The sequence below is a fragment of the Burkholderia sp. AU45274 genome (assembly GCF_030482505.1).
In the GTDB taxonomy this organism is placed as follows: Bacteria; Pseudomonadota; Gammaproteobacteria; order Burkholderiales; family Burkholderiaceae; genus Burkholderia.
The window spans coordinates 17,398-33,305 of record NZ_JAUJQE010000020.1 but is presented as its reverse complement, the minus strand read 5'-3'; the positions used below and the strand labels follow the sequence as shown (position 1 = coordinate 33,305).

Genomic DNA, 15,908 nt, shown 5'->3' with positions numbered 1-15,908 from the left:
AAAACGGCGGTTGACCCGGGACGGCCGCCAGACAAGGCCCGAACGCGCACGCAGCGCGACCGTCGTGCCCCTGCTCGATCCTGATCGGCAGCCAAACCACCGGGTCACGTACCCGAGCGTTACCAATCGGTCACTTAAAACTCGCCGAACGCACCAGAACGGTCGCTGCGTCAAGCCTGGCAACGCCCTCCTGGCCGAGAGCCGGCCTCCGCGACCGCCATCCGGGCTTCGCCCGCCAGACGATCAGCCCGCTCCGGGACAGGATCATTCGGCTAGACACAGCGCCAGCGCATCGCGCCAGTCAGGCATCCGCAGTCCGAACGTCGCGCCCAGCTTGTCCATCGCCAGTCTCGAATTCGCAGGCCGTTTTGCCGGCGTCGGATAGTCGCTCGACGCAATAGGCACGATTTTCGGTGCATGCGATGCCATGGCGACCGCGAAGATGGCTTCGGCGAAACCGCACCACGACGTCGCGCCGGCCGAGGTCAGGTGATAGACGCCGGAGCGGCGCGCCCACCAGTCGGTCCCGATCGATGCCGTGCCCTGCGCGACGATGTGCGACGTCGCGGCGGCGATCGTCTTCGACCACGTCGGTGCACCGACCTGGTCCGCGACAATCCGCAGTTCGGGGCGCTCGGCACCCAGCTTCAGCATCGTCAGCAGGAAGTTCCTGCCGCGCCGGCCGTACACCCAGCTCGTTCGCAGAATCAGATGCGCGCACCCGGTCGCCGCAATCGCCCGTTCGCCGTCACGCTTGGTCGCGCCATAAACGTTGGCGGGATTCGTCGCATCGGTTTCCGTATACGCCTCGGTGTTCGTACCGTCGAACACGTAGTCGGTCGAATAGTGAATGAGCGCACCGCCGCTGCGCGCCATCTCCTCCGCGAATACACGCGGCAGGTCGGCATTCAGGCGGCGTGCAGCATCGACGTCGGTCTCTGCCTGATCCACCGCGGTATACGCGGCAGGGTTGACGATCAGGGACGGCTTCACGTCCCGCACGAACGTGCGCACGCGCTCGAGATCGGACAGATCGAGTGTCGACCTGTCACACGGCACCACACGCCCGAGCCCCTGCAGCGTCCGCAACAGCTCGAAGCCAACCTGCCCGTTCACGCCCGTCACGAGGATCGTCGGTGAGGCGTTCGTGTCGCCTTTACGCATAGACGTCGGATTCGCTCAAACGCTTGCCGGCCGCGTCCTTCGATGCCAGGACCGGCTCGCCGTCGATCGGCCAAGCGATTCCAATCTCCGGGTCGTTCCAGATGATGCTGCGCTCGTGCTCGGGAAACCAGTAATCGGTGGTCTTGTAAAGGAATTGCGCGGCCGCCGACAACACGACGAAACCGTGCGCGAAACCGGGCGGCACCCAAAGCTGACGATGGTTGTCCGCCGACAGAACCATGCCGACCCACTTCCCGAAATTCGGCGAGCTGCGGCGAATGTCCACCGCCACATCGAATACCTCGCCTTCGATCACGCGCACGAGCTTGCCCTGCGCATGTTCGATCTGGTAATGCAGCCCGCGCAGCACGCCCTTCGTCGATCGCGAATGGTTGTCCTGGACGAATTCGACGTCGGCCCCGACGCCTTGCGCGAACTCGCGCCCGTTGAAGCTTTCGTAGAAATAACCGCGCGTGTCGCCGAAGACTTTCGGCTCGATGAGCTTGACTTCGGGCAGTGCCGTTGTCGTTACGTGGATTGCCATGCGACCTGGTGAGTGAGTAGGTTCCGGAGATACTGTCCGTAGGCGTTCTTCGCGAGCGGCTGTGCCAGCTTCAGCACCTGCTCCGCGTCGATCCAGTTGCGGCGGTACGCGATCTCCTCGGGACACGCGACCACGAGCCCTTGACGCTTCTGCAGCGTCGCGATGAACGTCGCCGCCTCGATCAGCGAATCGTGCGTGCCTGTATCGAGCCACGCATAGCCGCGCCCCATGATCTCGACATTCAATGCACCGTCCGCGAGATACCGTGAATTGACGTCGGTGATTTCCAGTTCGCCGCGCGCCGACGGCTTGATGTCTGCCGCGATGTCGCACACGCGGTTGTCATAGAAGTACAGCCCGGTAACCGCATACTGCGAACGCGGCTGCGCGGGCTTCTCCTCGATCGACAGCGCGCGGAAGTTCCGATCGAACTCCACCACGCCGTAACGCTCGGGGTCGTGCACGTGATAGGCGAACACGGTCGCGCCTGCGTCGCGCTCGTTCGCGCGCTCGAGCTGCTTCGCGAGATCGTGCCCGTAGAAAATGTTGTCGCCGAGAATGAGCGCCGAAGGATCGTTGCCGACAAAGGTCCGGCCGATGACGAACGCCTGCGCAAGTCCGTCCGGCGACGGCTGCGTCGCATACGCGATATTCATCCCCCACTGGCTGCCATCACCGAGCATCGACTCGAAGCGCGGCGTGTCCTGCGGTGTCGAGATGATCAGCACGTCCCGAATACCCGCGATCATCAGCGTCGACAGCGGGTAGTAGATCATCGGCTTGTCGTACACCGGCAGCAACTGCTTCGATACCGCGTGTGTAATCGGATACAGCCGTGTGCCTGAACCGCCGGCGAGAATGATGCCCTTGCGTGCCATCGCCACTCCTGTCAAACGCGCTCTGCGTAGTTGGTCTCGACCCACTTGCGGTATTCGCCCGAAGCCACCTCGTCAGACCACGCCTGGTTTTCGAGATACCAGGCGACGGTCTTCGCGAGGCCGGTCGCGAACGTCTCGGCCGGCTTCCAGCCCAGCTCACGCTCCAGCTTGCGCGCGTCGATCGCATAACGGCGATCGTGCCCCGGGCGATCCTTCACGTACGTGATCTGGTCGCGATACGAGCCTTGCGCCATGGGTCGCGCGTTGTCGAGCAGATCACACAGCGTATGCACGACGTCGAGGTTCGTCATTTCGTTCCAGCCGCCGACGTTGTAGGTCTCGCCGGGTGTGCCGCGCGCGAGCACTTCGCGAATCGCGCTGCAGTGATCGCCGACGTACAACCAGTCGCGCACGTTCTGGCCATCGCCGTAGACGGGCAACGGCTTCCCGGCGAGTGCATTCGCGATCATCAGCGGAATGAGCTTTTCGGGGAACTGATACGGACCATAGTTGTTCGAGCAATTCGTCGTGAGCGTCGGCAGGCCGTACGTATGATGATAGGCACGCACCAGGTGATCGGAGCCCGCTTTCGTCGCCGAGTACGGGCTGTTGGGCGCATAGGGTGTCGTTTCGGAGAACTGCGGGTCGGTGGCGGACAGCGAACCGAACACTTCGTCGGTCGACACGTGCAGGAAACGGAAGGCCGCTCGTTCCGCATCGGGCAACGCGCTCCAGTAATGACGCGCAGCCTCGAGCAGCGTAAACGTACCGACCACGTTGGTCTGAACGAACTCGGCCGGACCATGAATGGAGCGATCGACATGGCTTTCCGCCGCGAAATGCAGAATCGCGCGCGGCCGATGTGCGGCAAGCAGCGCGTCGAGCGCCGCACGGTCGCAGATGTCGACGCGGGCAAATACGTGCTTCGAGCTTCCGTTCAGCGATTGAAGCGTACGAAGGTTGCCTGCGTAGGTCAGTTTATCGACATTGAGTACGGCCTCGTCGGATTGACGCAGCCAGTCGATTACGAAATTGGCACCGATAAAACCCGCGCCGCCCGTCACCAGGATCATGAGGCCCCCTCTAGTCATACATGGCGGGCCTCAAGCCCGAGCCGCCACGAATTCTGAACGCGGCAACGTCACCGTGCGCGCCCCTAAGGCGGGCATTCTAACTGCTGACCGTAACCGTCAAAGTCATGAAATGCTAATTTTGTTGCGAAGCGGTCGATTATAAGAAGCGACACGGCCCAAAGGCCACGTCGCTAACAACTTGATACAGTGTGCCAGACCCGCAAAATCTTAAGATTTTCGATTCAAATCAATACGTTAAAATCCCACAAACACGCCCGGGCCACATTCCGGCAACCATCCCTTTTTCCGTCTCGCGCCAAGATTTGTAACAACTTGCCTCTCATGACCCACCCCCCCATCGCCATCGGCGACATCCAAGGCTGTCATTCCGCTTTCCAGTCTTTGCTCGAAAAGCTTTCAGCCCCCGCCGACACGCCGCTGTGGATCGCCGGCGACGTCGTCAACCGCGGACCGAACTCCCTCGCCTCGCTGCGCGCACTCGTCGATCTCGGCCCGCGCGCGACCGTCGTGCTCGGCAATCACGACCTGCACCTGCTCGCGGTCTCCGCCGGCCTGCGCACCGAGCGCCCGGGCGACACCATCGGCGAGATCCTCGACGCACCCGACGCCGATGCGCTGCTCGACTGGGTCCGCCACCGCCCGTTCGTGCATGCGGAGAACGGGATGCTGCTCGTGCATGCGGGCGTGCTGCCACAGTGGGATGCCACGCTCGTGCTCGAGCTCGCCGACGAACTCCAGCGCGCGCTGCGCGCGCCCGACTGGCGCGACACGCTGCAGAAGCTGTACGGCAACGAGCCGAACCAGTGGAGTCCGAACCTGAAAAAACGCGACCGGATGCGCGTCGCGTTCAACGCGTTCACGCGCGTGCGCTTCTGCACGCCCGACGGTGCGATGGAATTCAAGGCGAACGGCGGCCCCGACAGCGCGCCGCCCGGCTACCTGCCGTGGTTCGACGTACCGGGGCGCCGCACGGAGGACGTGACGGTCGTGTTCGGCCACTGGGCCGCGCTCGGCCTGATGGTGCGCGAGAACGTCGTCGCGCTCGATTCGGGGTGCGTGTGGGGTAACCAGCTGTCGGCCGTGCGGCTGACGGCCGATCCGGCGCAGCGCACGGTCACGCAGGTGCAGTGCGAAGCGTGCCGCGCGCCGGGCGGCGAGTGATTACGGACTGATTCGCGGGACCGGGAAGCGAGTCAACCCTCGCGCCCCGGCACCGGTGCGTCGGCCGCCTCATGCCCTGCCGCGCCGGCGCCAACCTCGGTCGCAGGATAGGCATGTTTGGCCAGCTCCGCGAGCGACTCGGCCGTCGGTTTGCCGACGTTCGCCTGCAGCTTCACGAGCGCAGCCCCGATCGCATCGCGCGCCGCCGCGGACGTCGCCCGCCGGTCGCCCCCCGGCGCGATCGGTTCACACACGTAAAGGTGCGCGACGAGCGGGCCGCCGCGCAGCACCATGTCGAGCGACGTGCCAAGCGCCAGTTCGCCCGTGTAGGCCGGTGCGACAGACTGCCGCCCGTGCGCGTCCTCGTACATCAGGCAGATCGGCTGCACCGCGCAGCCGGCCGATACCGCGGCCTGGAACAGGTTCGCGTGGAACGGCAGCAACTCCTGCCCGTCGGTCGTCGTCCCTTCCGGAAACACGCACATCAGCCCGCCGTTGCGGAGGCGCTCGGCCATCTCGTGCATGACGCGCATCGCCTCGGTGCGCTTCTCGCGCTGCAGGAACACGGTGTCGAGCTTCTCGGCGAGCCAGCCGACCACCGGCCACTGCCGCACCTCGGCCTTCGACACGAACGGCGTCGGCCGCCACGCGTTGACCGTGTAGATATCGAGCCACGACACGTGATTGCCGACCACGAGCGCGCTCGCGTCGAGCCGCGCGCTGTCGTTATGGACGACGAGACGCATCCCGCAGATCCGCAGCAACTTGAGCGACCAGCGGCGTATCAGCTCGGCGCGGCGCGCGGGCGTGACGTGCGAAAAACGCAGCGCGACGATCGCCATGCCGCGCAACAGGTGAAAGACGAGACGCAGCTTGCGAATGGCAATCATGGCGATAGTCCGGCGTGGTTCAGTGGCGCTCGAACGCGACCTGCCCGGCCACGAGCGTCGCGCGCACGGTGGCCGGCAGTTCGTAGCCGAGGAACGGCGAGTTGTGGCCCTGGCTCTTCAGCGCACGCGGCTCGACGCGCCAGTGCGCGCGCGGGTCGAACACGCACAGGTCGGCCGCGCCGCCTTCGGTAAGGCGGCCGGCCGGCAGCTTCAGCACGTCGGCCGGTGCGGACGTGATGCGGCGCAGCGCCTGCGCGAGCGGCGTACGCGTCTCGTCGGCCCACTTCAGCGTCAGCGACAGCAGCAGCTCGAGCCCGGTCGCGCCCGGCGTCGCTTCGCCGAACGGCAGCAGCTTCTCGTCGTCGTCGACCGGCGTATGGTCGGAGCAGATCGCATCGATCGTGCCGTCGGCGAGCGCCACGCGAATCGCTTCGCGATCGCGCTCGCTGCGCAGCGGCGGATCGAGCCGGAACTGCGAATCGAAGTAGCCGATGTCGACGTCGATCAGGTGCAGGTGGTTCACGCCGACGTCGCAGGTCACGGGCAGCCCCTCGGCCTTCGCCTCGCGCACGAGCGCGAGGCCGGCCGCCGACGACAGCCGCGCGAGGTGCACGCGTGCGCCCGTCACGCGCATCAGTTCGAATATCGTGTGCAGCGCGATCGTCTCGGCCGCGACCGGCACGCCGGACAGCCCGAGCCGCGACGCCAGCGCACCGCTCGCGGCGACACCGCCGCGACCGATGAAGGCGTCTTGCGGGCGCAGCCACGTGGTGTAGCCGTAGGTGCTCGCGTACTGCAGCGCACGCAGCAGCACCTGCGTGTCGCGCACCGGCACGTTGGCGTGCGTGAAGCCGACACAGCCGGACTCGGTCAGCGCGACCATCTCGGTGATCACCTCACCCTTGAGGCCGACCGTCAGCGCGCCGAGCGGATGCACGTTCGCCTGGTGCAGGTTGCGCGCGCGGAACTTGAGCATCTCGACAAGGCCCGGCTCGTCGAGCACGGGGTCGGTATCCGGCGGGCACACGAGGGTCGTGACGCCCCCCGAGACGGCCGCGGCCATCTCGGACGCGAGCGTCGCCTTGTGCTCGTAGCCGGGCTCGCGCAGCCGCGCGCACAGGTCGACGAGGCCGGGCGCGACGATCAGGCCCGCCGCGTCGATCGTGTTGTCCGCGTTGAAACCGGCCGGCGCCGCCGTGCCGAGCGCGGCGATCTTGCCGTCCGCGACGAATACGTCGGCCTGCTGCTCGGTGCCGGCGACCGGGTCGATCAGCGTGCCGCCTTTGATATGAATCTTCATGCGCTGTCTGTGAATGCGTTGATTGCGTGAATAAGGAGGCGCGAAAGCGGGCTCAGTCGCTATTGCCGGCGACGATGCCCATCACCGCCATCCGCACGGCGATGCCGAACGTGACCTGGTTGAGGATCACCGACTGCGGGCCATCGGCGACCTGCGAATCGATCTCGACGCCGCGGTTCATCGGGCCGGGGTGCATCACGATCGCGTCGGGCGCGGCGAGCGCGAGGCGCTCGGGCGTCAGGCCCCAGGTCTTGAAGTATTCCTGCGCGGACGGCAGCAGCGCGCCGCTCATCCGCTCGTTCTGCAGGCGCAGCATGATGATCACGTCGACGCCCTTCAGCCCTTCGTCGAGGTTGTGGAACACCTTCACGCCCATCTGTTCGAGCCCGCCCGGCAGCAGCGTGCGCGGGCCGATCGCGCGCACTTCCGGCACGCCGAGCGTGGTGAGCGCGTGGATGTCGGAGCGCGCGACGCGCGAATGCAGGATGTCGCCGACGATCGCCACGCGCAGCTTCGTGAAGTCGCGCTTGTAGTGACGGATCGTGTACATGTCGAGCAGGCCCTGCGTCGGGTGCGCATGGCGGCCGTCGCCGGCGTTGATCACGTGCACGTGCGGTGCGCAGTGCTCGGCGATCAGGTACGGCGCGCCGCTCGACGCATGGCGCACGACGAACAGGTCGGCATGCATCGCCGACAGGTTGTTGATCGTGTCGAGCAGCGATTCGCCCTTGCTCGTCGACGACGCATTGATGTTCAGGTTCAGCACGTCGGCCGACAGGCGCGTCGCGGCAATCTCGAAGGTCGTGCGCGTGCGCGTCGAGTTCTCGAAGAACAGGTTGAACACGGACTTGCCGCGCAGCAGCGGCACCTTCTTCACTTCACGGTCCGTCACGCTGACGAACTGCTCGGCCGTATCGAGGATATGGTTGACGATCGAGCGCGGCAGGCCCTCGATCGACAGCAGGTGCTTCAGCTCGCCGTTTTTCGTGAGCTGCGGGTTGCCCTTCAGGAAGCCGTAGCGGAACCGGTCGGGGCTCGCGGCCGCAGCAGGATTGCCGGTGCGGCCAGTGGTGTCGGTGGTCATGGTGTGCGTGATTCCAACTATGCAAACGGGCCGCGGTGCAAACCAGCGGCCCGGGATACGGTTCGCGTGTCGTTCAGGCGCCGTGCGCCTCGACGCGCAGCGTGAACTGCGCATCGTCGCGTGCGAGCACGAGCGTCGCGCCGGCCGGCACGTCGAGCGCGCCGCCCGCAAAGCGCGCGGCGACCGGCAGCTCGCGGCCGCCGCGATCGGCGAGCACCGCGAGCTCGACCGCGGCCGGACGGCCGTAGTCGAACAGCTCGTTGAGTGCCGCGCGCACGGTGCGCCCGGTAAACAGCACGTCGTCGACGAGCACGATGCGCGCGCCGTCGACCTCGAACGGCAGCGACGTCGGGCTGGCCTGGCTGTGCAGCCCCTTCTTCGCGTAATCGTCGCGGTGCAGCGCGACGTTCACGACGCCGAACGCCGGCGCGCCGAGATCGCGCGCGAGGCGCTCGGCAAGCCATGCGCCGCCGCTGTGAATGCCGGCGAGCCGCGGGCCGCCCGGTTCGGCGAAAGCCGTGCCGTACGCGGCGCGGATCTGGTCGAGCAGGACGCGGTAAAGCGCCTCGGCGTCAATGGTGCTCATGGTCGGACAATTGATCGAGATACTGTTGAAGGATGACGCGCGCGGCCTCGGCATCGAGCATGTCGGCCCGTGCGCGGCCGCGCACGTTGCGCTCGCGCAGCCCGGCCTCGGCCTCGACCGACGAATAGCGCTCGTCGACCCACGTGACGGGCAGCCCGAAGCGGCCGTTCAGCTGGTTGCCGAAGCGCTTCGCCTGCTGCGTCATGTCGTGCGGCGTGCCGTCCGGATGCATCGGCAGGCCAACGACGAGCGCGTCCGGCCGCCATTCGGCCAGCAGGTCGCCGACCGCCTTGAAGCGGTGTTCGCGGTTCAGGTTCTGGATCACGACGAGCGCGCGGGCCGAGCGCGTCAGCGCATTGCCGACCGCGACGCCGATACGTTTTTCGCCGTAGTCGAACGCGAGGAGCGTCGCATCGCGCGCGCTCGCGCCACTCATGCGTGCCCTGCTTCGCCGGACAGCATCGACGAGCTGACGCCGAGCAGGCCGAGTGCGGCTTCGAAGCGCTCTTCGGCCGGCGTGTCGAACACGATGCGCGGATCGGCGGCCACGGTCAGCCAGCCGTTGCGGGAAATTTCTTCCTCGAGCTGCCCTGCGCCCCAGCCCGCATGGCCGAGCGTCAGCAGGAAGCGTTTCGGGCCGGTGCCCGTCGCGACCGCCTCGAGCACGTCCTTCGACGTGGTCATCTCCAGCCCGCCCTCGACGGACATCGACGAGTTGTAGCTCGCGCCCTCCACCGGCTCGTGCAGCACGAAACCGCGCTCGGTCTGGACCGGGCCGCCGAAGTACACCGGGATGTGCAGCAGCGGCTCGATGTCGAGCTTCAGGTCGATGCGGTTGAACAGCGATTCGAGGTCGATGTCGGTAGGACGATTGATGACGAGGCCGAGCGCACCGCGCTCGCTGTGATCGCAAAGATAGACCACCGTTCCCGAGAACGTCGGATCGGCCATGTTCGGCATGGCGATCAGGAACTGGTTGGTGAGATTGATGCGATCGGAAGGCTTTGACATGGTTTGAATTTTAGCAAAGACGCCGCGGCCTGACCGGGCCGCGATCAACAAGCAACGCCGCACCGCGCTGGCAACGGCGCGCACGGATCACACGGCACTCTAACACGCGCGCGGGCGCTGTCGGCAGCGTGTTGCGGGCCCGCACGGCAAGGGCCGCCGGCGCGTGTTCGCCCCCTTCTTCGTCACGCCCGGCCGAGCGCCGCGCCGAGCGCGCCGGACGCCGCCGTGAGGTCCGGCGGCGCAACGCCAGCCGCAATCTTCAGCAGCGCCGCGCGCAGCATGTCGGACGCGTGGCCGTGCGCATCGAGGCCGCCGTCGGCGAGCGGCACGCCGTGCGCCGCACGCCGCCACGCGAGACCAAGCGTGTCGGCCAGCAGCGCCGCGTGGCCGAGCCCGAGCGCGCACGCGGCCGTGCCGACCCGGTAAGCGGCGCCGGACGCATGCCATGCGGCACCCGCGTCGGCTCTCGCCGGATCGGCAGCAAGGTCGACCATTGACGCATCGGCCGTCTGCAGGAAATCCTCATAGGCATGCGCATTGACCGTCACGACGCCGAGTGCGCGAGTCGGCGCGGCGGCAACCGCGTCGTGCTCGGCCCGGGCGGCATCGGCCTCCCACAGCGCTTCGGACGCGGGCGTACCGGCGACATGCCAGTCGACCGTCAATCCGTAGTCGTGCAGCACGTCGACGAGCGCGACATCCTCGGCCGCGGCGCCGAATAGCGCGAAATCGCGCCACAGCAGCGCCACCGTCTCCCGCACGAGTTCGGGCGGCGCACTGCGCCGGCCCTGCGCGTGCTCGCCGAGCAGCAGGTTCGTGCGCGCGAGAAAGCGCTTCAGCTCGGGCGCGCCGCTGGCGCGCAGTGCGCGCACGCACGCGGCCGCGAGCCGCCAGAAATCGTAGGGATCGTCGCCGGCGAGCGCGGCCAGCATCGCGTCGAGTTCGTCGAGTGCCGCATCGGGCGCGCCGTGTTCCGCACGCAGCACACCGAGCAGCGCCTGCTCGTAGCGGGCACGAATCCGGGTCGCGAACGCGTCGGGCAGCGCGCGCAACGTGGCGGGCGGCACCGCGCGGCCGACGAGCGCGAGCGCGTCGAGCGGCGCCTGCGCGCGCAGGTCGGCGGCGCTTTGCGCACGCAAGGCACGGAAATGTTCGAAGAGAACCGGCGAGCAGGCGAGCTCGCGCAGGTTGTGGCGTGCGACGGCCGCGCGGAAATCGCGCAGCGCGGCACGCCAGCCGGCCGAGGTCGGCTCGGCGGCGACGAGCGGCACGGCGGCCGACAGCTGCCCCGCGAAACGCGCGGCCGGCAGCCAGCCGGCTTCCGCCAGCACGGCCGCCGCTGCGGACAGCGGTGCGGCTGCGTCGTCGCGATGCTCGAAAGCGTCGGCGGCCGCCGCAAGCCATGCGTCGGCCGCGCGCACGGCCCCGCCGCGCGGGTTGGGCAGTGCGTCAGGGTGGGGAACGTTCGCCGGTTCGGGCCTCATGGACACGCGCGCCTGTCATCGTCAAGTCGCTCGCGCGAGCCTCGACGCGCGAGCGCCGGGCCGATGCGAGGCCTGAGCGGTGTGTCCGTGGGCCAAGGGTCCGGTCAGATCTGGACCATCTCGAAGTCTTCCTTGCGGGCGCCGCATTCAGGACACGTCCAGTTGATCGGGACGTCTTCCCAGCGTGTGCCCGGGGCAATGCCCTCTTCCGGCAGCCCGGCTTCTTCGTCGTAAATCCAGCCACAAATCAGGCACATCCAGCTCTTGTATTCCATCTTAAGCCGCGTCGGGAAAGTCGGTAAATTCGGGAGCCATGATGGTACCGTGTCGGGGCCGGACTGCCTAGCAATCGCGCTGGAGTAACGCGACTACGTTGCGCTGCGCTAAAAAATCCGTCGTGCGGGCCGGATTCCGCCGCATAATGGCTGAAAAGTGCGGCCTGCCGGGCAACACAGGGCCGAAAACGCCCATTTCGCCTCGCCGTCCGCACGTCCGTCGCTTTCCCGTTTTTCTCTTGCCCCATTTTTACATGTCCAGCAACGCCCCTCCGATCGTCCTCACCTTCGGCCTGTCCGACCCCACCGGCGGCTCTGGCATTCAAGCCGATCTGTTGACCCTGGCGAGCATGGGCTGTCACGGCGTGTCCGTCCTGACGGGCTACACCGTGCGCGACTCGGCCGCCTGCGACGAAGTGACCGGCCTCGATCCCGATGTGGTCGCCGCCCAGGCGCGCATGCTGCTCGAAGACATGCCGGTTGCGGCGTTCAAGATCGGCGCGGCGACGCGCGCGGAGGTCGTGAGCGCGATTGCCGAGGTCGTCGCCGACTACGACGGCGTGCCGCTCGTGCTCGCGCCCGACTTCACGCTCGACGACGAGCACGTGCTCGCAGCCGACGACCTGCGCGAATCGATCGCCGACCTGCTGGCGCCGCAAACCACGCTGCTGGTCGCCGACTACGCGACGCTGATCGCGCTCGCGCAGCCGGACGGCGACGCCGAGGCGCCGAATCTCGACGCGGCCGTCTCGCACCTGCTGTCGCAGGGCTGCGAGTACATCCTGTCGTCCGAGACGGGCTCGCACCGGCTCGTCAACACGCTGTACGGCGAGGAAGGCCAGCTCCGCGAGGACATGTGGGATCGCTCGCCGCACCGGCTGATGGGCATCACCGACACGCTGGGCGCGGCCATCGCGGCGTTACTCGCGAACGGCCAGGAGCCGCCCGAAGCGGTTCGCGAAGCGCAGGAATACCTGTACCAGGCCGTGCGTGACGCGTTCCGGCCCGGCATGGGCGCGTACCTGCCCGACCGGTTCTTCTGGGCGCGCAGCAACGAGGACTCGGATACGCCGCCGGCCGTGAAAGCCGATCCGGTGCCGAGGACGTCGCACCGGCATTGAGGCGGACGCGGCGGGGCACCCCGCCGTCGCACCTGCTGTGCCGGCTTGGGCGCAACCTCTTCAGCCACCCCGCTGACACGCCCAAATCCGCGCGCACATAAAAAAGACCCGCGTCGCTGTGCGCTCCAGATACCATCGACCGACGCCCATGTCCATGCGCCCGGCATCGATGCCTCTTCCTTCGGCAGTTCAGCAACGGCTGCGTCCGACGACGGAAAGCAGCAAAAGCGCGCCAAGAATTGCCCGACACTGAGCCAACGGCCGGATCTTCGTGCGTCGGCGCCCCTGCTCCGACACCGGAAGATCCGCCGGCCGCGCCTGCGCGCTCGCATCAACGCCCCTCCAATCCGCGACGCCCTTCGTCATCAGGTGCAGCGCAGCATCCAACGTGTCGCCTGCTTCCTTCCCTCTCTGCCCGGCGCTGCCGACTACGCGACGCCCGCCGCTCGGCCGCAGTTTTTGAAACATTTGATTACAATAGAAAAGACATACCGTATGCACCGCCACATCGACCAACGGGTCGATCCGCCCGTCGGCACTGACAATACCGCGAAGAACCGGCGTGCTTCCGATCCCGTCGGCACGGCGTTTAGCCGCCCACGATCGATCATGGAAAGTAATTTGTCGTAATTTTTTGCCATTTCATTTTGATTTATATTTCATCGACGTTCGCCAAACACGATATCGTTTTTTTCAAGATTTGAAATCCGGCGGCGTGGGGGCGAATTTATCTCTCACAGGCGATGAAATTAATTATTCAAATCCCCTGCTTCAACGAGGCCGCGACGTTGCCGATTGCGCTGGCGGCACTGCCTCGCCGAGTGCCGGGTTTTGATAGGGTCGAATGGTTGATCGTCGACGACGGTAGCACCGACTCGACAGTCGATGTAGCGCGCGCCGCCGGTGTCGACCACATTGTCCGACATCCACGCAACCAGGGCCTCGCGCGCGCGTTCACGACCGGACTCGAAGCCTGCCTGAAACGCGGCGCCGATGTCATCGTCAATACCGACGCCGACAACCAATACAATGCAGCCGATATTCCAGCGCTCATTCGGCCTATTTATGCGGGTGAAGCCGATATCGTCGTCGGGTCACGGCCGATCGACGAAATCGATCATTTCTCGCCGATCAAAAAATCGCTGCAGAAAATCGGTAGCTGGGTAGTTCGTGCAGTCAGCCGCACCGAGATTCCCGATACGACGAGCGGTTTCCGCGCCTACAGCCGCCATGCCGCCCAACGCCTGACAGTATTCAGCGATTACACCTACACCCTGGAGACGATCATCCAGGCAGGCCAGCGCAACATGTCGATCGTCTCGGTGCCCATCCGCGTCAACGGGTTCCTGAGGCCGTCGCGCCTAGTCAAAAGCATCCGCTCGTACGTGATGCAATCGGCCCAGACAATCTTCAGGATCTTCGTCATCTATCGGCCCGCCGCGTTTTTCGGCACGCTCGGCGCGATCCTGTTCGGCACGGGTGTACTGACCGGACTGCGCTTCGTCTACTTCTGGGCGACCGGCAACGGCACCGGGCACGTCCAGTCCCTCATCCTTGCATCGATCCTCGTCGGCGCCGGATTCCAGACGCTGTTGATCGCCATCGTTGCAGACCTCCTGTCCACCAACCGCAAGCTGCTCGAGGACGTACGTTTCGCGGTCAAGCAGATGCAAACGGACCGGGATCCTGCTGTCCCGGCCAAACAGACACAAGCGGACCGCAGCCAGGTCGCCACAGTCGAGAAGGAAACCACGCGCGCCTTCGGGGTCGTTCGATGAAGATGTCGGGCGGCATGGCCGAACAGGGCATCGTCGTTGGCAACAACTACGACAAGTACGGCTCGACGAATCCGATCGTGCGGCGCCTCATGCGAGGATTCGACGACGCGTTGACCGATTTCGTGACGCAGGCAGCGCCGTCGTCGATCCATGAAATCGGCTGTGGCGAGGGCTACTGGGTCCTGCGGTGGCGACAGCAGGGCCTTCAGGCCACGGGAAGCGATTTTTCTGCTCGCGTGATCGAGCTGGCACAGGAGAACGCCGTGACGCAGTGCGTCGACCCGGCGCATTTCTCCCGTCAGGACGTCTATCGGGTCGGTGCTCAGGACATACAAGCGGATCTCGTCGTCTGTTGCGAAGTCCTGGAACATCTCGAGCAGCCGGAAGTCGCGCTGCGCAACATCGCGACGCTCGGCGCTCGCCACGTGATTTTCAGCGTTCCGCGCGAACCGGTCTGGAGCGCGATGAATCTCGCGCGAGGCAAATATATCTCCGCACTCGGGAACACGCCCGGCCACATACAGCGCTGGTCGAAACGGGCATTCATCGAATTCGTTTCCACGCGCTTCGACATCTTGTGCGTGCGCACCCCGTTGCCGTGGACGATGTTGCTTTGCCGCCCTCACAGCGCCGCACGGTAGTGAAGTTAGGCAAGCAGCAACGGCGCTGGATACACCTCGCCGGTAGCGCGCTGGGCGCACTCGGCACGATCTTCGTCGGAACGAAGCTTGTCGAGTACAGCCGCCAGCTTTCGCTCGACACTTTCTCGGCCGTTACCTGGGGGGCCGTAGCGACACTCAGTGCCGGTTACGGGGCTTGCGGCCTGCTGCTTGCACTCGCCTGGCGGCAGTTGCTCACCCACCAAGGGGTCACGCCGTCGCGCCTCTGGGCGATCAGGACGTACGGCGTCTCGCAGCTTGCCAAATATACGCCGGGCAACATTTTCCATCTCGCTGGCCGACAAGCGATCTGCGTCGCTGCAGGCCTGCCTGCATGGCCCGTTGCCAAATCGATCGGATGGGAACTCGCGGTCATCGCGTCGACCGCCCTTCCGTTTGCACTGATGGCGGCACCGCTCAAATGGACGGCGATCGGTACGGCAACCGCCATCGCTGCGTTCGCGGGCGTGCTTGCCATTGCCGTGTCGGGCATCCGTGCCCGCTGGTCCCTTTGCGTTGCCCGGGCGGTATCGCTGTATGCAGTGTTTCTGCTCGTGTCCGGGCTGATCTTCAGCGCCCTGCTGGCGATCACGATGCAGCACGCGAAGATCGACACGCACGGTGCCGCATTCTGGTTGCCCGTATGCGGTGCCTACGTCATTGCCTGGCTCGCCGGGCTTGTCACTCCCGGCGCACCCGCGGGCGTGGGCGTTCGCGAAGCCGTCCTGTACTGGCTGATGCATGGTGTCGTCGGACAAGCGGACCTCATCACCGCTATCGTCCTCGGCCGCTTGGTGACGGTAGCCGGCGACTTGATGTTCTTTGTCGGCGCCGCCCTGGCGCCCAGGCCCCCGCACTGACCCGGATATGCGTACCACT

Annotated in this window: 18 protein-coding genes; 6 read left to right on the top strand and 12 right to left on the bottom strand. The window is 66.2% G+C overall.

Annotated features, from left to right (window positions below; translation table 11 throughout):
- Window positions 1-264 precede the first annotated feature (264 nt).
- The 4 genes from rfbD to rfbB are packed head-to-tail and all read right to left on the bottom strand — an operon-like array spanning window position 265 to window position 3,659.
- A complete protein-coding gene (gene rfbD, locus QZM35_RS36335; RefSeq protein ID WP_089424665.1) occupies window positions 265-1,164 on the bottom strand; it encodes a dTDP-4-dehydrorhamnose reductase in 900 nt (299 codons plus the stop codon).
- Window positions 1,157-1,708, bottom strand: a complete 552-nt coding sequence (gene rfbC / locus QZM35_RS36330; protein WP_089424664.1) for a dTDP-4-dehydrorhamnose 3,5-epimerase — start codon at window positions 1,706-1,708, stop codon at window positions 1,157-1,159. Before rfbC ends, rfbD begins: the two co-directional genes overlap by 8 nt.
- Entirely contained in the window at window positions 1,693-2,586 is an 894-nt protein-coding gene (gene rfbA, locus QZM35_RS36325) for a glucose-1-phosphate thymidylyltransferase RfbA (RefSeq protein WP_089424663.1), read from the bottom strand. The genes rfbC and rfbA overlap by 16 nt, the downstream gene beginning before the upstream one ends.
- Window positions 2,587-2,597: 11 nt before the next feature.
- On the bottom strand, window positions 2,598-3,659 hold the full coding sequence (rfbB, locus tag QZM35_RS36320) for a dTDP-glucose 4,6-dehydratase (RefSeq protein WP_089424662.1): 1,062 nt from the start codon (window positions 3,657-3,659) through the stop codon (window positions 2,598-2,600).
- A gap of 342 nt (window positions 3,660-4,001) precedes the next feature.
- On the opposite strand from rfbB, the gene QZM35_RS36315 reads away from it, so the two are divergent.
- Entirely contained in the window at window positions 4,002-4,841 is an 840-nt protein-coding gene (locus QZM35_RS36315) for a symmetrical bis(5'-nucleosyl)-tetraphosphatase (RefSeq protein ID WP_174973413.1), read from the top strand.
- A 32-nt stretch (window positions 4,842-4,873) separates the two neighbouring features.
- On the opposite strand, the gene QZM35_RS36310 is transcribed toward QZM35_RS36315, so the two are convergent.
- The 8 genes from QZM35_RS36310 to QZM35_RS36275 form a co-directional block, all read right to left on the bottom strand.
- The gene (locus QZM35_RS36310) at window positions 4,874-5,731 is read right to left on the bottom strand and encodes a 1-acyl-sn-glycerol-3-phosphate acyltransferase (RefSeq protein ID WP_089472264.1); all 858 of its coding nucleotides are present in this window, start codon (window positions 5,729-5,731) and stop codon (window positions 4,874-4,876) included.
- A gap of 19 nt (window positions 5,732-5,750) precedes the next feature.
- Complete coding sequence (locus QZM35_RS36305; protein WP_301777697.1) at window positions 5,751-7,031, bottom strand: dihydroorotase; 1,281 nt, start codon at window positions 7,029-7,031, stop codon at window positions 5,751-5,753.
- A gap of 52 nt (window positions 7,032-7,083) precedes the next feature.
- On the bottom strand, window positions 7,084-8,115 hold the full coding sequence (locus QZM35_RS36300) for an aspartate carbamoyltransferase catalytic subunit (protein ID WP_006476735.1): 1,032 nt from the start codon (window positions 8,113-8,115) through the stop codon (window positions 7,084-7,086).
- 73 nt (window positions 8,116-8,188) lie between these two features.
- Window positions 8,189-8,701 (bottom strand): bifunctional pyr operon transcriptional regulator/uracil phosphoribosyltransferase PyrR, encoded by a 513-nt coding sequence (pyrR, locus tag QZM35_RS36295; RefSeq protein WP_301777696.1) that lies wholly within the window; start codon window positions 8,699-8,701, stop codon window positions 8,189-8,191.
- Entirely contained in the window at window positions 8,688-9,137 is a 450-nt protein-coding gene (gene ruvX, locus QZM35_RS36290; RefSeq protein WP_046545056.1) for a Holliday junction resolvase RuvX, read from the bottom strand. Before ruvX ends, pyrR begins: the two co-directional genes overlap by 14 nt.
- Window positions 9,134-9,712, bottom strand: coding sequence for a YqgE/AlgH family protein (locus tag QZM35_RS36285; RefSeq protein ID WP_011351143.1), 579 nt, complete (start codon window positions 9,710-9,712; stop codon window positions 9,134-9,136). Before QZM35_RS36285 ends, ruvX begins: the two co-directional genes overlap by 4 nt.
- 182 nt (window positions 9,713-9,894) lie before the next feature.
- Complete coding sequence (locus QZM35_RS36280; protein WP_301777695.1) at window positions 9,895-11,196, bottom strand: hypothetical protein; 1,302 nt, start codon at window positions 11,194-11,196, stop codon at window positions 9,895-9,897.
- 104 nt (window positions 11,197-11,300) lie between these two features.
- The gene (locus tag QZM35_RS36275; RefSeq protein ID WP_004186709.1) at window positions 11,301-11,471 is read right to left on the bottom strand and encodes a rubredoxin; all 171 of its coding nucleotides are present in this window, start codon (window positions 11,469-11,471) and stop codon (window positions 11,301-11,303) included.
- A 254-nt stretch (window positions 11,472-11,725) separates the two neighbouring features.
- Between QZM35_RS36275 and QZM35_RS36270 the strand changes: the two genes are divergently transcribed.
- From QZM35_RS36270 to QZM35_RS36250, 5 genes are all read left to right on the top strand, one after another.
- Window positions 11,726-12,592 carry a hydroxymethylpyrimidine/phosphomethylpyrimidine kinase gene (locus QZM35_RS36270; protein WP_089424656.1) on the top strand — a complete coding sequence of 289 codons (867 nt, stop codon included), beginning with the start codon at window positions 11,726-11,728 and terminating at the stop codon, window positions 12,590-12,592.
- A gap of 45 nt (window positions 12,593-12,637) precedes the next feature.
- Complete coding sequence (locus QZM35_RS36265; protein WP_301777694.1) at window positions 12,638-13,222, top strand: hypothetical protein; 585 nt, start codon at window positions 12,638-12,640, stop codon at window positions 13,220-13,222.
- A gap of 113 nt (window positions 13,223-13,335) precedes the next feature.
- The gene (locus QZM35_RS36260) at window positions 13,336-14,370 is read left to right on the top strand and encodes a glycosyltransferase family 2 protein (RefSeq protein WP_089424654.1); all 1,035 of its coding nucleotides are present in this window, start codon (window positions 13,336-13,338) and stop codon (window positions 14,368-14,370) included.
- Window positions 14,367-15,011, top strand: coding sequence for a bifunctional 2-polyprenyl-6-hydroxyphenol methylase/3-demethylubiquinol 3-O-methyltransferase UbiG (locus tag QZM35_RS36255; protein ID WP_089424653.1), 645 nt, complete (start codon window positions 14,367-14,369; stop codon window positions 15,009-15,011). Before QZM35_RS36260 ends, QZM35_RS36255 begins: the two co-directional genes overlap by 4 nt.
- Entirely contained in the window at window positions 14,969-15,889 is a 921-nt protein-coding gene (locus QZM35_RS36250) for a hypothetical protein (protein WP_174973407.1), read from the top strand. The genes QZM35_RS36255 and QZM35_RS36250 overlap by 43 nt, the downstream gene beginning before the upstream one ends.
- Window positions 15,890-15,908 lie beyond the last annotated feature (19 nt).

What these genes read in the sequence shown, in the direction of transcription:
- rfbD (WP_089424665.1), bottom strand. Translation starts at nt 1,164, where the DNA reads ATGCGTAAAGGCGACACGAACGCCTCACCGACGATCCTCGTGACGGGC.
- rfbC (WP_089424664.1), bottom strand. Translation starts at nt 1,708, where the DNA reads ATGGCAATCCACGTAACGACAACGGCACTGCCCGAAGTCAAGCTCATC.
- rfbA (WP_089424663.1), bottom strand. Translation starts at nt 2,586, where the DNA reads ATGGCACGCAAGGGCATCATTCTCGCCGGCGGTTCAGGCACACGGCTG.
- rfbB (WP_089424662.1), bottom strand. Translation starts at nt 3,659, where the DNA reads ATGATCCTGGTGACGGGCGGCGCGGGTTTTATCGGTGCCAATTTCGTA.
- QZM35_RS36315 (WP_174973413.1), top strand. Translation starts at nt 4,002, where the DNA reads ATGACCCACCCCCCCATCGCCATCGGCGACATCCAAGGCTGTCATTCC.
- QZM35_RS36310 (WP_089472264.1), bottom strand. Translation starts at nt 5,731, where the DNA reads ATGATTGCCATTCGCAAGCTGCGTCTCGTCTTTCACCTGTTGCGCGGC.
- QZM35_RS36305 (WP_301777697.1), bottom strand. Translation starts at nt 7,031, where the DNA reads ATGAAGATTCATATCAAAGGCGGCACGCTGATCGACCCGGTCGCCGGC.
- QZM35_RS36300 (WP_006476735.1), bottom strand. Translation starts at nt 8,115, where the DNA reads ATGACCACCGACACCACTGGCCGCACCGGCAATCCTGCTGCGGCCGCG.
- pyrR (WP_301777696.1), bottom strand. Translation starts at nt 8,701, where the DNA reads ATGAGCACCATTGACGCCGAGGCGCTTTACCGCGTCCTGCTCGACCAG.
- ruvX (WP_046545056.1), bottom strand. Translation starts at nt 9,137, where the DNA reads ATGAGTGGCGCGAGCGCGCGCGATGCGACGCTCCTCGCGTTCGACTAC.
- QZM35_RS36285 (WP_011351143.1), bottom strand. Translation starts at nt 9,712, where the DNA reads ATGTCAAAGCCTTCCGATCGCATCAATCTCACCAACCAGTTCCTGATC.
- QZM35_RS36280 (WP_301777695.1), bottom strand. Translation starts at nt 11,196, where the DNA reads ATGAGGCCCGAACCGGCGAACGTTCCCCACCCTGACGCACTGCCCAAC.
- QZM35_RS36275 (WP_004186709.1), bottom strand. Translation starts at nt 11,471, where the DNA reads ATGGAATACAAGAGCTGGATGTGCCTGATTTGTGGCTGGATTTACGAC.
- QZM35_RS36270 (WP_089424656.1), top strand. Translation starts at nt 11,726, where the DNA reads ATGTCCAGCAACGCCCCTCCGATCGTCCTCACCTTCGGCCTGTCCGAC.
- QZM35_RS36260 (WP_089424654.1), top strand. Translation starts at nt 13,336, where the DNA reads ATGAAATTAATTATTCAAATCCCCTGCTTCAACGAGGCCGCGACGTTG.
- QZM35_RS36255 (WP_089424653.1), top strand. Translation starts at nt 14,367, where the DNA reads ATGAAGATGTCGGGCGGCATGGCCGAACAGGGCATCGTCGTTGGCAAC.